This window comes from Geodermatophilus sp. SMS 5-13 (genome assembly GCF_059428245.1).
The window spans coordinates 898,619-912,871 of the sequence record NZ_CP165729.1 but is presented as its reverse complement, the minus strand read 5'-3'; the positions used below and the strand labels follow the sequence as shown (position 1 = coordinate 912,871).

12 protein-coding genes are annotated in these 14,253 nt (G+C 72.6%); 3 read left to right on the top strand and 9 right to left on the bottom strand.

All coding sequences use genetic code 11. The annotated features are described in order from the left end of the window. Positions 1-121 precede the first annotated feature (121 nt). Positions 122-820 (top strand): hypothetical protein, encoded by a 699-nt coding sequence (locus AB3388_RS04405; RefSeq protein WP_495409539.1) that lies wholly within the window; start codon positions 122-124, stop codon positions 818-820. Between the two features lie 223 nt (positions 821-1,043). Here the strand turns inward: AB3388_RS04405 and dapC are convergent, their stop codons facing one another. Both dapC and fdxA read right to left on the bottom strand, forming a co-directional pair. After that, positions 1,044-2,129, bottom strand: coding sequence for a succinyldiaminopimelate transaminase (gene dapC, locus AB3388_RS04400; protein ID WP_495411436.1), 1,086 nt, complete (start codon positions 2,127-2,129; stop codon positions 1,044-1,046). A 32-nt stretch (positions 2,130-2,161) separates the two neighbouring features. Then, a complete protein-coding gene (gene fdxA / locus AB3388_RS04395; RefSeq protein ID WP_495409538.1) occupies positions 2,162-2,488 on the bottom strand; it encodes a ferredoxin in 327 nt (108 codons plus the stop codon). A gap of 217 nt (positions 2,489-2,705) precedes the next feature. On the opposite strand from fdxA, the gene AB3388_RS04390 reads away from it, so the two are divergent. Continuing rightward, entirely contained in the window at positions 2,706-5,561 is a 2,856-nt protein-coding gene (locus AB3388_RS04390; protein WP_495409537.1) for a bifunctional diguanylate cyclase/phosphodiesterase, read from the top strand. A 14-nt stretch (positions 5,562-5,575) separates the two neighbouring features. Further along, positions 5,576-6,316, top strand: coding sequence for a GNAT family N-acetyltransferase (locus AB3388_RS04385; protein ID WP_495409536.1), 741 nt, complete (start codon positions 5,576-5,578; stop codon positions 6,314-6,316). On the opposite strand, the gene AB3388_RS04380 is transcribed toward AB3388_RS04385, so the two are convergent. The 7 genes from AB3388_RS04380 to AB3388_RS04350 form a co-directional block, all read right to left on the bottom strand. Continuing rightward, entirely contained in the window at positions 6,289-6,696 is a 408-nt protein-coding gene (locus tag AB3388_RS04380; RefSeq protein WP_495409535.1) for a hypothetical protein, read from the bottom strand. The genes AB3388_RS04385 and AB3388_RS04380 overlap by 28 nt on opposite strands. Continuing rightward, positions 6,693-7,598 carry an N-acetyl-1-D-myo-inositol-2-amino-2-deoxy-alpha-D-glucopyranoside deacetylase gene (mshB, locus tag AB3388_RS04375; protein ID WP_495409534.1) on the bottom strand — a complete coding sequence of 302 codons (906 nt, stop codon included), beginning with the start codon at positions 7,596-7,598 and terminating at the stop codon, positions 6,693-6,695. The genes AB3388_RS04380 and mshB overlap by 4 nt, the downstream gene beginning before the upstream one ends. Positions 7,599-7,747: 149 nt before the next feature. Further along, positions 7,748-8,809: an ABC transporter ATP-binding protein gene (locus AB3388_RS04370; protein WP_495409533.1), complete on the bottom strand. Its 1,062-nt coding sequence runs from the start codon at positions 8,807-8,809 to the stop codon at positions 7,748-7,750. Further along, the gene (locus tag AB3388_RS04365; RefSeq protein WP_495409532.1) at positions 8,806-10,074 is read right to left on the bottom strand and encodes an ABC transporter ATP-binding protein; all 1,269 of its coding nucleotides are present in this window, start codon (positions 10,072-10,074) and stop codon (positions 8,806-8,808) included. Before AB3388_RS04365 ends, AB3388_RS04370 begins: the two co-directional genes overlap by 4 nt. A gap of 12 nt (positions 10,075-10,086) precedes the next feature. Then, entirely contained in the window at positions 10,087-11,046 is a 960-nt protein-coding gene (locus AB3388_RS04360) for an ABC transporter permease (RefSeq protein WP_495409531.1), read from the bottom strand. Positions 11,047-11,077: 31 nt separating this feature from the next. Then, positions 11,078-12,070 (bottom strand): ABC transporter permease, encoded by a 993-nt coding sequence (locus tag AB3388_RS04355; protein ID WP_495409530.1) that lies wholly within the window; start codon positions 12,068-12,070, stop codon positions 11,078-11,080. 271 nt (positions 12,071-12,341) lie between these two features. Further along, on the bottom strand, positions 12,342-14,063 hold the full coding sequence (locus AB3388_RS04350; protein ID WP_495409529.1) for an ABC transporter family substrate-binding protein: 1,722 nt from the start codon (positions 14,061-14,063) through the stop codon (positions 12,342-12,344). Between the last annotated feature and the right edge of the window lie 190 nt (positions 14,064-14,253).

The following is a 14,253-nucleotide window of genomic DNA, read 5'->3' as shown; positions in this document are numbered from 1 at the left end:
TCTTCTCGCAGGTCGGCGGCTCACCGTAACGATGACCGGCCCGCGGCGACAGCGACTCGTGTCCGGCACGACGTCCTCGGCTGACCGGGACTGACGGCCCCCGCACCTACAGTCGACGGTGATGAGCCCCGCACGCACGGTCGCCCGCCGGCCCGCAGCCCGGAGGACGACAGCGAGGCCCGGGGTCCGCCGCCGTCCGGTGCGCCGGCGATCGAAGGCATCGCGGTCGAAGGCATCGCGGTCGAAGGCATCGCGGTCGAAGGCATCGCGGTCGAAGGCGTCGCGGCTGAGCAAGCTGCGGCCGGCGCAGCTCTGGCCCGCGATCCTCGTGCTGCTCGTCGTCCTCGTCGGGTTGGCGTGGGACTCCGACGGGCAGGACGTCCCCGTGGCCACCGCCCAGTGCACCCTGCCGGCCACCGGCCTGACGCTGACCGGTGAGCAGATCGCCAACGCCCGGACCATCGCCCAGGTCGCCTACGACCGCGGGCTGCCCGAGCGGGCGGTGGTCATCGCGCTGGCGACGGCGATGCAGGAGTCGCGGCTGCGCAACCTCGACTACGGCGACCGCGACTCGCTCGGGCTGTTCCAGCAGCGGCCGTCGCAGGGCTGGGGCACGCCGGAGCAGGTGCAGGACCCCGCCTACGCGGCCGGGAAGTTCTACGACCACCTCGTGCAGATTCCTGATTGGCAGACCGGGGAACTCACCCGCATTGCCGACGGCGTTCAGCGCAGCGCGTTCCCCCTCGCCTACGCCAAGCACGAGGACATGGCCGTCGAGCTCGCGGCCGCGCTGGGCCACGACAACCTGCCCTGCGGCTGACCGACGCGGACGGGATGTGCGGTTACGCGGACAGGTCGGCGTCCAGCAGCCGCACTGCACCGGCACCGTCCCAGGCGGCGAGGCTCCCCGCCTCCCGGGCCAGGTCCTGTTCCGCGGTCGCGATCCTGAGCTCGAGGACGACGTCCTCGCCGCCCCGCCGCGCGGGACCCGTCGACAGCCGTCATCGCGGCGACCAACCCGGGCGGGACGACGCCCCCGCCGGTCACCTGCCCAGGCGCTCGACGGCCGCGTCGATCCGCTCGTCGGTGGCGGTCAGCGCCATGCGCACGTGCCTCGCGCCGGCCGCGCCGTAGAAGGTGCCGGGCGCCGCGACGATGCCCAGGCCGGCCAGCCAGTCGATCGTCGTCCAGCAGTCCTCGTCGCGGGTGACCCACAGGTACAGCCCGGCCTCGGAGTGGTCCACCCGGGAACCGGCCCGGCGGACGGCGGCCAGCAGCCGGGCCCGCCGCGCCCGGTAGCGCTCCTTCTGCTCCGCGACGTGCGCGTCGTCGGCCAGCGCGGCGGCCATCGCCTCCTGCACCGGCCCCGGGACGAGCAGCCCCAGGTGCCGGCGCACCTCCCAGACCCGCCGCACCAGCGCCGGGTCGCCCGACAGCAGCCCGCCGCGGTACCCCGCGGCGTTGGACTGCTTGGACAGCGAGTGCACGGCGAGCAGCCCGGCGTGGTCGTCGCCGGCGATCGACGGGTGCAGCAGCGACCGCGGCTCGACGTCCCAGCCGAGCGTCACGTAGCACTCGTCGGCCACGACCGGCACGCCGTGCGCGCGGCCCCAGGCGACCCAGGCGCGCAGCTGGTCGTCGGTCAGCACGCGGCCGTGCGGGTTGCCCGGCGAGTTGAGCCAGACGAGCACGACGCCGGTCGCGTCGTCCGGCGGCAGGTCGGTCCGGTGCGCGGCCAGCCCGGAGAGCACCGCGCCCACCTCGTAGGTCGGGTAGGCGACCTCCGGGATCAGCACCGTCCCGCTGCCGGACAGCCCCAGCAGCGTGGGCAGCAGCGCGACCAGCTCCTTGGAGCCGATCGTCGGGACGATCGAGGGATCGGGGCCGTGCGGGTCGGCGATCTGCACGCCGAGCCGCCGGCGCAGCCAGTCCGCCGCCGCCGTCCGCAGCGCCGTCGTGCCCAGCGCCGTCGGGTAGCCGGGCGAGTTCGCGCCGGCGGCCAGGGCCCGGGCCAGCACCGCGGGCGTGTCGTCGACCGGGGTGCCGATCGACAGGTCGACCACCCCACCCGGGTGCCGGGCCGCGCGGGCCCGCGCCTCGGTCAGGGCGTCCCAGGGGAAGTCGGGCAGCCGCCGCGCGGCCGCGCCGGCTTCAGCGGTGGTCAGTGCTCCTCGCCCTGCGGCGGCAGCGCCGCCACCAGCGGGTGGTCCTTGGCGATCTTGCCGGTCTTGGCGGCGCCGCCGGGGCTGCCCAGGTCGGAGAAGAACTCCACGTTGGCGTTGTAGAAGTCCTTCCACTTGTCCGGGACGTCGTCCTCGTAGTAGATGGCCTCCACAGGGCAGACCGGCTCGCAGGCGCCGCAGTCCACGCACTCGTCGGGGTGGATGTAGAGCATCCGGTCGCCTTCGTAGATGCAGTCCACCGGGCACTCGTCGATGCAGGCCTTGTCGAGGACGTCGACACAGGGCTGAGTGATGACGTAGGTCACGGTGGTTCCCTCCCGGGACGCGCGGGCAGCGACCGCCGGCCGCAGCCGCGATCAGGTTTGTCGCGGCAATAAGTATCACCTGCCGCGGACGGGCGAGCGCGACGCCCTCCCCCCGGGCCGGCTCTCCCCCGGAGGGGTGGTGCCGGGAGAACCGGCTCAAGCACCGCGGGCCGGTGCCGATCTCGCCAGCGTGACATCGGTCCAGGCTCGGCGGGCAGTGGGGACGCGGCCGCGCATCCCCGCGCCGCGCCCCGGCCTGCCGCCGCACCGGCCGTCCGGGCCCACCCCGCCCTACGACGCCCAGGCGGCGCTCGACCACGAGCTCGACCGGCTGAGGAGAGCGCTCGGCGCCTCCCGCGTCACGGTCTGGGTGCACGAGGCGACCACCGGCACGGCCGCTCCGTACCGCCTGTCGGTCTGCACCGGTGCCGACGTGGCCGACGACCCGCTGCTCCGGAACCCGGTCACGGTGTCGCGCTCGCCGTTCGTCTCCGCGGTGATCGACGGCCGCCGGCCGGTCGTCGTCCGCGCGGACGGTCGCCGGGCCGCCGACAGGGAGGCCGCCCGCCACGGCATCCGGTCCGCGCACGGCGAGCCGCTGATCCGCGACGGCGAGGTGGTCGGCGTCCTCACGATCGAGCCGGCCGCGGCTGCCTCTCCCACTCCCCTGCGCCAGGCCGTGCCGGGCATCGCGCTGGCCCTGACCGAGGCCTGGCGGCGGCGCACCGAGCGCCGCCGGCTGGACTCCGCCGAGGTCCTCCTCGGCCTGGTCGAGCGGGCCCACCAGGCGGACTCGATCGAGGACGTGCTGTCCGTCGCCTGCCGTCAGCTCGCCGAGCTCGGCGAGGTCGAGCGCGCCTGCGTCTTCCTGCTCGAGGACGGCCGGCTGGTCCCCCGCATGGCCGGCTACGCCGACGGTCGGCGGGACGAGGCGGAGTGGCAGACCTTCCGCACCGCCGCGGCTGCGCTGCCGCTGGCCGAGACCGTGCTGCGCAGCGGCGAGCCGACCGCCGCCGACCGCGACTCCGAGCTGCTCGCCGGGTGGTGGGCCGACACCTTCGACATCGCCTCCGCGCTCGCCGTGCCGCTGGGCCGCGCGCCCGACGTGGCCGGCGTCCTCACCCTGGACAGTCCCCGGCTGCGCCCCTTCTCCGAGGAGGTGCGCCGGATGGCCTCGGCCGCCGGCGCCTACCTCGGCGGCGTCCTCGAACAGGTCCGCACCAGCCGGTCCCGCACGGCCTCGCTGGCCACCGCCGAGGTGGTCCGCCAGCTCCTGGTCGACGGCGCGCACGCCACGAGCGTGCCGGAGGCCGCCGAGGTGCTGGCCCGGGCCGTCCAGGGGCTGGTGGGCACCGAGCGCAGCGCCGCCTACAAGGTCGACGCCGACGGCCTGATCGAGGACGTGCGCCACCTGGGCTGGCCCGACGCGCACAAGGAGGTCATCCGGCAGCGGGTGATCGGCAGCCCGGCGGCCGACGTCAAGCTCTGGCGGCACACCGTCGAGGAGCGGCTGCCGGTGTTCGTCGAGGACGCCGCGGCCAGCGACCTCATCGACCCCCGGCTGGCCGAGGCGCTGGACCTGAGGTCCTACGTGAGCATCCCGCTGCTGGCCGGCGACCGGCTCATGGGCCTGATCGTCACCGGCTCGACCACGGCGACGGGCACCTGGTCGCCGGAGCTCCGCGAGGCCGTCCGCCAGGTGACCCTCGAGGGCGCGCTGGTCGTGGAGAACGCGGTGCTGCGCGCGGTCGAGCGGCTGCGCCTGAAGCAGCTGGCCGACGAGGCGCACCACGACCCCCTGACCGGCCTGCCCAACCGCCGGAAGTTCATCGAGGAGCTGGAGCGCACCGTCTACGACGACGCGGCCCGCAGCTGCGCCGTCCTCATGGTCGACCTCGACCGCTTCAAGGAGATCAACGACAGCTTCGGGCACAGCGTCGGCGACGACCTGCTGTGCCTCGTCGGCCCGCGGCTGGAGAAGGCGCTGCAGCCCGGTGACCTGCTCGCCCGCATGGGTGGGGACGAGTTCGCCGTCCTCTTGCCGGACGCCGACAGCGCCCGGGCGCACGAGGTCGCCCACCGGCTCGGTGCCGCGCTGCGCGACGCCTTCGTCCTCGACGGGATGTCGCTGCACATCGACGCGAGCATCGGCATCGCGCTCTGCCCGGACCACGGCCGCGACCGGTCCCTGCTGCTGGCCCGCGCCGACACCGCCATGTACGCGGCCAAGCGCGACCGGCACGGCTTCGAGCTCTGGGCGCCCGACCGCACCCCGGACTCCCGCAACCGGCTCGAGACGCTGGAGCAGCTCCGGTCGGCGCTCGACACCGAGGAGCTGGTCCCCCACTACCAGCCCAAACTGGACCTGCGCACCGGCGCGGTGATCGGCGTCGAGGCGCTGGTGCGCTGGCAGCACCCGCGGCGCGGGCTGCTCACCCCCGACGTCTTCCTGCCCCTGGCCGAGCAGGCCGGGCTGATGCGCCGGCTCGCGCTGCGGGTCCTGGAGCGCTCCCTGTCGGACCTGCGGTCGTGGCGCGCGGCCGGCCACGAGCTGTCGGTCGCGGTCAACCTGTCGGTCTCCAACCTGCAGGACGTCGCCCTGCCCGACCAGGTGGCGATGCTCCTCGACAGCCTCGACGTCCCGGCCGAGGCGCTGACGCTGGAGATCACCGAGGACGTCCTCATGGCCGATGCCGCCCGCACCCAGCAGGTGCTCGACGGCCTGCGCCGGCTCGGTGTGCGGCTGTCCATCGACGACTACGGCACCGGCTACAGCTCGCTGGCCTACCTGCGGGCGCTGCCGGTCCACGAGCTCAAGCTCGACCGCAGCTTCGTCCGCAACCTCACCTCGGACCCGCGGGCGGCGGCGATCGTCCGCAGCACGCTGCAACTGTCCCGCGACCTCGGGATGACCATGGTCGTCGAGGGCGTGGAGGACGCCGACGCGCTCGCCGCGCTGTGCGCCTGGAACTGCGACATCGCGCAGGGCTTCCACGTGGCCCGGCCGATGCCCGCCGAGCAGTTCCTCGACTGGCTGACCGCCCGGTCCCTGCCGGCCGACCTGCACCGCTGAGGCACCATCCCCTCGTGCCGTCCGTCGGAGAGCTCGAGCGGATCTCCGCGGAGAGCTGGCGAGGTCTGGAGCAGCAGCGCTACGGCGACTGGCTGCTGCGCGCCGGCGGCGGCTTCACCGGCCGGGCGAACTCGGTGCTCGTCACCGGTGCGCCGCCGACCGCGCTGCCCGACGCGGTGGCCTCCGTGACCCGCTGGTACAGCGAGCGCGGGCTGCGGCCGCGCGCGCAGGTGCCGCTACCGGGAGCCGAGGCGGCCGATGCCGCGTTCGCCGCCGTGGGATGGTCCCGCGACGAGGACGTGCTGGTGCTGACCGCGCCGCTGGCCGGTTGGCCCGCGCCGGCGGTCGCCGTCGACCTGGCGCCCGAGCCGGACGACGCCTGGCTGACCGGCTACCGCTACCGCGGCTCGGCGCTGCCGCCGGTCGCCCGGGACGTGCTGCTCGCCGCGGAGGAACCGGCGTTCGCCGCCGTCCGCCTGGCTGCTCCGCCGGCGCCGCCGGCCGCCGTCGCCCGCGGCGTCGTCGTCGACGGCTGGCTCGTGGTGACCGCCGTGACCGTCGACGAGCGGCACCGCCGCCGCGGCCTGGCGACGGCGGTGATGGCCGCCCTCGCCGGGTGGGCGGCCGCGCGCGGCGGGCACTCGTGCCTGCTGCAGGTCACGACCTCGAACGCGCCGGCCCTGGCGCTCTACGACCGGCTCGGGTTCAGCGAGCACCACCGCTACCACTACCGGCTGGCGCCGTTGCCGTCCTGAACCGGCCGTGGCCGCGGCGCGGCCAGCACCCTGCCGACCGCGAACGCCGCCGCGACCACGCCGAGCCCCAGGAACGCCAGGCCGACGTACCCCAGCGCACCGGTCCCGACGACGACCAGGTCGCCCTCCGGGCGGCGCCGGGTCGCGGCGATCGCCACGGCCACCCACGCCAGGGCGGGCAGGACGGCGACCACGCGGGACCCCGACCAGCGGTACGCGGTGCGGACCACCAGCAGGTTGCCCACGACCGCGGCCGGCACCGAGACCGGGACCAGCACGCCGCCGACCCGCAAGGGCAGCCAGAACACCTCGACCAGAGCCAGCCAGGTGCCGACGACGAGGGCCGCGACGCCCCAGCCGGCGAGCCTGAGCAGCCTCATCCGGTCAGGCCGGCGAACAGGTCGTCCTCCCAGCCCTGCTCCCCCGGGCCGGCCGGGCCGCGCTCCCCCCGGACGAGCCGGTAGTACTCGGTGCCCAGCACCTCCTGGCCGAGGTTGTTGGACAGCGCGAAGAACGGCCCGTCGACGGTGATCTGGGTGGGGTGGGCGCGCAGGGCGGCGTCCTTGCGGCCCGCGTAGGCGCGGGCGTCGACGGCGGCGGTGATCGCCTCGTCGGAGACGACGAAGTCGACCTCCTCGATGTCGCCGAGGCCCTCGAACGGCGACGCCTCGCCGAGCGCGGCCATCGCCTCGATCCCCTTGCGCACCACCGAGCGGGGCAGGGCGCACCAGTAGACCTTGGCCACCTGCCACGGCTCGCCGAGCTCGGGGTGGAACGCCGGGTCCGCGGCGGCCTCGACCGCGCGCATCGCGACCCGGTGCGCCTGGATGTGGTCGGGGTGGCCGTAGCCGCCGTTCTCGTCGTAGGTGACGAGGACCTGCGGGCGCACCTCGCGGACGACGGCCACCGCGTGCGCCGCCGCCTCCTCGAGGTCGGCGTTCCAGAAGGCGCGCGGGTGCTGGTTGGCCGGCGTCCCCATCATCCCGGAGTCGCGGTAGCGGCCCGCCCCGCCCAGCCAGCGGTGGTCGGTCACGCCGAGCTCGGCCATCGCGGCGGAGAGCTCGCCGATCCGGTACCCGCCGAGCTGGTCGGCCTGGTCGGCAGCCAGCTGCGCCAGCTCGGGGACCAGCACCTCCCCCTCCTCACCCAGCGTGCAGGTGAGCAGGGTGACGCCGACGCCCTCGTCGACGTAGCGAGCCATGGTGGCGCCGTTGTTGATCGACTCGTCGTCCGGATGGGCGTGCACGAGGAGGATCCGCCGGTCTGAGATCACGCCGGCCATCTTGCTATGACACTGCGACCCTCCGGGTCGCAACCGCGGCCACGTGCCGTCCCCGGGTCGTGCGGAGCGCACCCCTCGAACCCGGCGGAAGCCCTCCGGGCCTCGCGCCGGGTCCGACGCGTCTCACAGGACCGTGAGGGTCGCCGCTCTCACAGGACCTTGATCGCCTCCGCGTAGTGGCAGGCGTTGGGGTGGCCGGCGCCGCGGTCCTCGAGCGCGGGCTCCTGGTTGATGCACAGCTCCCGCTCGCTGTCGCTGAGCACGTTGGCGAACTTCTGGCAGCGGGTGCGGAACCGGCAGCCGGACGGCGGGTTCGCCGGGCTGGGGACGTCGCCGCTGATGATGATCCGCTGGCGCTCCCGCTCACGGCGGGGGTCGGGCAGCGGGATCGCCGAGAGCAGCGCCTGCGTGTACGGGTGGGCCGGCCGCTCGAACAGCTCGTCCCGGCCGGCCACCTCGATGATCTTGCCGAGGTACATGACCGCGATCCGGTCGGAGATGTGCCGGACCACCGACAGGTCGTGCGCGATGAACAGGTAGGACAGGCCCAACTGGTCCCGGAGGTCCTCGAGCAGGTTGATGACGCCGGCCTGGATCGACACGTCGAGCGCGGAGACCGGCTCGTCGAGCACCAGCAGCTTCGGCTCGAGGGCCAGCGCCCGCGCGATGCCGATGCGTTGCCGCTGGCCGCCGGAGAACTCGGCCGGGTAGCGGTTGGTGTGCTCGGGGTTGAGGCCGACCTGCTCCACCAGCTGGCGCACCCGCTCGCGCAGCTCCTGGTCGTTCTTCGTGAGCCCGTGGATGATCAGCGGCTCGGCGACGATGTCGAACACCGGCAGCCGCGGGTTCAGTGAGGCGTACGGGTCCTGGAAGACGATCTGGATGTCACGCCGCAGCGGCCGCATCTCCTTGCGGCCCAGCCCCACGAGCTCGCGGCCCTCGAACTTCACCGAGCCGCCGGTGGCCGGCTGCAGGTTGAGGATCGCGCGGCCGGTCGTGGACTTGCCGCAACCGGACTCGCCGACCAGCCCGAGCACCTCACCGGGGTAGAGGTCGAGGTCCAGCCCGTCGACGGCGCGCACCGCCCCGACGGTGCGCTTGATCAGGCCGCCGCCCTTGATCGGGAAGTGCTTCTCCAGCCCGCGCACCGACAGGATCGGCTGGCCGTTGCTGTGCGGGGCAGCGGCGCGGTCTGCGGTGGGGGCACTCACGACTGGGTTCCCTTCGGGCTGACCACCGTGCCGGTCTCGTCGTCGGCGGCGGCGGTGGGCCCGGTCTGGTCGTCCGGCGGCGTGGTCCGGACGTCGGTGTCGCGGCCGCCCTCCGGCGCCGTCGTCGCCGCCTCGACCGGGTAGGCGTCGTCCCCGAGCAGCGTGTCGGCGCTGGTCTCGTCGAAGACCTCGGCGGCGTGGCCGTGCGCCTGCTCGACGATCTCGGTGCGGATGCACGCCGCGGTGTGCCCGCGGCCGACGTCGAACAGCGGCGGCTCGGCGGCGTCGCACTCGGGGATGTGCAGCGGGCAGCGGGGCGCGAACGGGCACCCCGGCGGCATGTTCACCAGGGACGGCGGCGAACCGACGATCGGGGTCAGCCGCTCCCGGCCCGTGCTGTCCAGGCGGGGCAGCGAGCCCAGCAGGCCGAGCGTGTACGGCATCCGCGGCTCGTAGTAGATCTCCTCCACGGTGCCGATCTCCACCGGCCGGCCGGCGTACATGACCAGCACGCGGTCGGCGACCCCGGCGACGACGCCGAGGTCGTGGGTGATCAGCACCATCGCGGCGCCGGTCTCCTCCAGCGCGGTGTCGAGCACCTCGAGGATCTGCGCCTGCACCGTCACGTCGAGCGCCGTCGTCGGCTCGTCGGCGATGATCACGTCCGGCTCGTTGGCCATCGCGATCGCGATCACGACGCGCTGGCGCATGCCGCCGGAGAACTCGTGCGGGAAGGACCGGATCCGGGCGGCGGCGTTCGGGATGCCGACCAGCTCGAGCAGCTCGACCGAGCGGGCCTCCGCCGCCTTGCGGGAGAGCCGCTTGTCGTGGACCCGCAGCGTCTCCTCGATCTGGTAGCCGACGCGGTACACCGGGTCCAGCGACGTCATCGGGTCCTGGAAGATCATCGAGACGCCCTTGCCGCGTACTCGCGACATCGCGGGGTCGGCCTGGCCGAGCAGCTCCTGGCCGCGGTAGCGCACCGAGCCGGTGATCTGCGCCGACGCCGGCAGCAGGCCCATGACGGCCAGCGACGTCACCGACTTGCCGGAGCCGGACTCGCCGACGATGCCGAGCACCTCGCCGGAGCGCAGCGTGTAGTCGACGCCGCGGACCGCGTGCACCAGGCCGTCCTGCGTCGGGAAGCTGACCCGCAGGTCGTTGACCTCCAGCAGCGGTGCGCTCGGGTCGAATCCGGGCAGGCTGTGCGCCCGCTCGGGCTGGAGGGTGCCGGTCGAGGTGGCACCCGCCGGGGCGGTGGTCATGGAGCCCCTTTCTCAGGCCCGCACGCGGCGGTTGCTCGGGTCGAAGGCGTCACGGATGCCGTCGCCGATCAGGTTGATCGACAGCACGATGATCAGCAGCGTGATGCCCGGGAAGTAGAACAGCCAGGGTCGCGTGCTCGCGGCCTGGACGCCGTCGGACACCAACCGGCCGAGGGAGGTCTGGTTGGCCCCGTTGACGCCGAAGCCGAGGTAGGTCAGCGACGCCTCCAGGATGATCGCGGTCGCCGCGGCCAGCGTCGTCCACACGATCAGCGACCCCAGGGCGTTCGGGATCAGGTGCTTGAAGATGATCCGGGAGCTGGACGCGCCCAGCGCGTGCGCCGCCTCGACGTACTCCTTCTCGCGCAGCGAGAGGAACTGGCTGCGGACGATCCGGGCGAGGTCAAGCCAGCCGAACAGGCCCAGGATGATGCCGACGCCCAGCGGCGTGCGCGCGCCCGGGAAGTTGCTGGCCACGACCAGCAGGACGACCAGCAGCGGCACGGTGAGGATCAGGTCGACGAACCGCATGAGCACACTGTCGACCCAGCGGCCGAAGTAGCCCGACAGCGCGCCGACCAGGACGCCGAGCGGCAGGGCGATCACCACGAAGAGCAGCACGATGAACATCGACCGCTGCACGCCCTGCATGAGTCCGGCGAGGACGTCGCGGCCGATCTCGTCGCTGCCCATGATGTAGCCGGCGGTGCCGGGCGGGACCGACTGCGCGTCGCGGTTCTGCGTCGCGTAGTCGACGCCGTGGATCACCGGGCCGAGGAACCCGAACAGCAGCATGATCACGAAGATCACGAGGCCGGTCATGCCGACCTTGTTGTGCAGGAAGTGGCGGATGACCTGCTGGCGCTGGCTGCGCGCCTGGACGGTGAACTCGCGGTCGACGCCGCCGGTCGGCGGGGTGCCGGCCTCGGCAGGCAGGGCCTGCGTGGCGGTGCTGGCCTGGGTGGTGGCCATGTCTCTCTTCTCTCTCGCGTGACCGGGCCGGTCAGGCCAGGCGGATCCGCGGATCGAGGACCGCGTAGAGGATGTCGGCGATCAGGTTGAACAGGACGATCACGGTGGCACTGACGATCAGCCAGCCCAGCACGACGTTGATGTCGTTGTTGGCGATGCCGTCCTCGAGCAGGTAGCGCCCCATCCCGTTCCAGACGAACACCCGCTCGGTGATGACCGCGGAGCCGAAGAGCGTGCCGATGCCGAGGGCGACCACGGTGGTCAGCGGGATCAGCGCGTTGCGCAGGCCGTGGCGGTACACGGTGCGCCGGTAGGTCAGGCCCTTGGCCCGCGCCAGGCGCATGTAGTCCGAGCCCAGGACGTCGAGCATCGACGCGCGCTGGAACCGGCTCCACGCAGCGAACGTCAGCAACGCGAGGCTCAGCGTCGGCAGCACGAGGTGCCCGAGCCGGTCGGTGAAGATCTCCCAGTCGCTGGTCGCGAACTGCTGGATGCCCGGTGTCTCCTCGCCGATCGTGTAGAGCACCTGCTGGCCGAACAACTGGTTGATCTTCACCGCCAGGAACTCCTTGAGCAGCGCGGCGAACCAGAAGGTCGGCAGCGCGATCAGGATGTAGGCGATGAAGGTGAAGACGTAGTCCGAGGGCTTGTACTGCCGCACGGCGCCGATGACGCCGACGATGACGGCCAGCAGGACGGCGAGGATCACGGCCGCGAGCATCATGCGGCTCGTCACGCCGGCCCGGGTGATCAGTTCGTCCCCGACGGGGGTGCCGTTCACGCTCGTGCCGAAGTCGCCGGTGACGACGCCGCGCAGCCAGTCCCAGTAGCGGACGAAGAACGGGTCGTTGAGACCCAGCTGGTTGGCGACGTTGTCCAGGAACTCCTGCGAGGGCGGCGGCTGCCGCTGGCGGTACTTCGACAGCGGGTCGAAGCTCGCCGCACACAGGGCGAAGACCAGGAGAGAGCTGGCCAGCAACACGAAGACGGATCCGATGATCCGTCGGATCGTGAAGAAGAACATCAGCGCACCTTACGTCGGGGGGGCGAACGTCCTCCGCGGATAGGTTCCCACCCCGGAGGTACCCCTGCAGATCGCGCGCGAGACCGGAGAAGTTCGCGCATCGAGGCGGAATCCGGGCCCTCGCACACCCCTGCCACAGCGGGGACGCGGAGGGAAGTGGGCAGACCGCGGCCCCCGGGGCGGAGCGCTCCGGGGGCCGCGGACGTGCTGGCTGCCGGACGGGCCGGCGGGGGTGGTCGAGCGCGCCGGCAGCGCGCCCGGCCACCTCATGTCACTGGGCCAGCGCCCACTTCTCCGCGTTCCAGAGCGGACCCGCCTGGCTGGCGTTGTCCTCGACGTTCTGGATCGTGTTCTGGTACGCGATGAAGGTCGGCTTCTGGTACAGCGGCAGGGTCGCCATCTGGTCCCACAGGGCCGTGTCGACCTGGTTCGCGAGGTCGGCGGACTTGTCGGGGTCGGGCTCCGACACCATCTGCGCCAGCAGCGTGTCGATCTCCGGGGTACCGGTCCGGGTGTAGTTCTGGCCCAGACCGTTGGCCGGCGAGTAGTAGATCGACTGGTTGCTGCCCACGAACGGGGAGGACACCCAGGCGAACAGCGCGGCCTGGAAGCCGCCGGCCACGAGGCTGGTCGGCTTGTCGACGTCGGCGAAGATGTCCGGGTTCGCGTTGAACGTGGCCTCGATGCCCGCCTTCTTGAGCTGCGGGATCATGACCTCGATCGTGGTCTGCCGGAGCGGGTTGTTCGCCGTGGTGTCGATCTGGATCTTCAGCGGCCCGCGCTGCGGGTGGGTGTAGATGCCGTCCGGGCCGAGCGTGTAGCCGGACTGCTCCAGGAGCGCCTTGGCCTGGTCGGTGTTCTGCTCCTTGTACTCCTCGGGAGCGTTGTCCTTGTACTGCGGCTGGTTGTTCACGTACAGCCGGTTGTCGAGGACCTGCGCGTCAGAGGAGAACTGGGCGACCGTCTGGTCGACGATCTCCTGCCGGTCGAGCGCCATCGCGAACGCCTTGCGGACGTTCGGGTCGGCCAGGTGCACGTCCTGGGTGTTGAAGTCCAGGTGCTCGAACGACAGACCGAAGGTGATGGTGCTGGTGACGTTCGGCTTCAGCCCGTCCACCTGGTCGACCAGGTCCAGCTGCGGCTGGGGGTAGATGACCCCGAGCTCCTGGTTCTGCAGACCCTGGACGGCGGTCGTGGGGTCGTTGCCGATGTTCTGGATGACCAGCTGGTCGAGGCTCGCCTTGTCGCCCCACCACTTCGGGTTCGGGGTCAGGACGACGACCTGGGCACCGGCGTCGATGTTCTTCTTCAGCAGCTGGAAGGGGCCGCCCGAGATGTCGCTGGGCAGGCCGTCGGTCACCGGCCAGCCGGCCGTCTCGGTCTCGCACTGCTTGACCGGGTCGGGGTCGGCCATCAGGTGCGCCGGGAGCAGCCCGGTGAAGAGGGCCTTCCAGTCGGCGTACGGCTCGGCGTAGGTGACGGTCACCGTCTTGCCGTCGTCCGAACCCTCGACCGAGGCGATGTTGGCGTAGCCGTTCGTCGACAGCAGCGAGGCGCAACCACCGTCGGCCGGGTCGGCGCTGCGCTGCGCGTTCCAGCTGTAGATGAAGTCGTCCGCGCTGATCGGCGTCCCGTCGCTCCAGACCGCGTCCGGGTTGATCTTGTACGTGTTGACCTGCGTCCCGCCGGTCGTGTCGAGCGTCGGCTCCTCGGCGAGGACGTTCCGGTCCCACTCCACCGAGAAGTCGGGCTGGACGTTGTAGGTCGACGGCAGGATGCGGGCGAGGATGTTGAACGTCGACGTCGCGTTGCCGGCAGAGATGTACGGGTAGAGGTTCTCCGGAAAGTCGGTGGACTCGCCGTAGATGACTCGGCCGCCCTGGGCCGAGCCACCCTCGTCCCCGCCGCCGCTGCCACCCCCACAGGCGGTCAGCGCCATCGCACCGGCGATGCCGGTGGCAATGAGCGCGGCGTAGCGCTTGCTCAACTTCACGTGCAATGCCTCCCTCGTCCCGCGCGCGCGGGGGGAACGGACTGGTCGGCCAGTCGCCGGGCCACGAGTACCCGGCGCTGACTCACTCGAAAGGCGCGCCGAGCAGGCAGAGGCCTGCTCCGCACGTCGGGGCGACCCTAGGCACGGCCTCGACGGAGCGTCCACGTCCGACACCGATTTGTGACCTGCA

What these genes read in the sequence shown, in the direction of transcription:
- AB3388_RS04405 (WP_495409539.1), top strand. Translation starts at nt 122, where the DNA reads ATGAGCCCCGCACGCACGGTCGCCCGCCGGCCCGCAGCCCGGAGGACG.
- AB3388_RS04380 (WP_495409535.1), bottom strand. Translation starts at nt 6,696, where the DNA reads ATGAGGCTGCTCAGGCTCGCCGGCTGGGGCGTCGCGGCCCTCGTCGTC.
- mshB (WP_495409534.1), bottom strand. Translation starts at nt 7,598, where the DNA reads ATGGCCGGCGTGATCTCAGACCGGCGGATCCTCCTCGTGCACGCCCAT.
- AB3388_RS04365 (WP_495409532.1), bottom strand. Translation starts at nt 10,074, where the DNA reads ATGACCACCGCCCCGGCGGGTGCCACCTCGACCGGCACCCTCCAGCCC.
- AB3388_RS04360 (WP_495409531.1), bottom strand. Translation starts at nt 11,046, where the DNA reads ATGGCCACCACCCAGGCCAGCACCGCCACGCAGGCCCTGCCTGCCGAG.
- AB3388_RS04355 (WP_495409530.1), bottom strand. Translation starts at nt 12,070, where the DNA reads ATGTTCTTCTTCACGATCCGACGGATCATCGGATCCGTCTTCGTGTTG.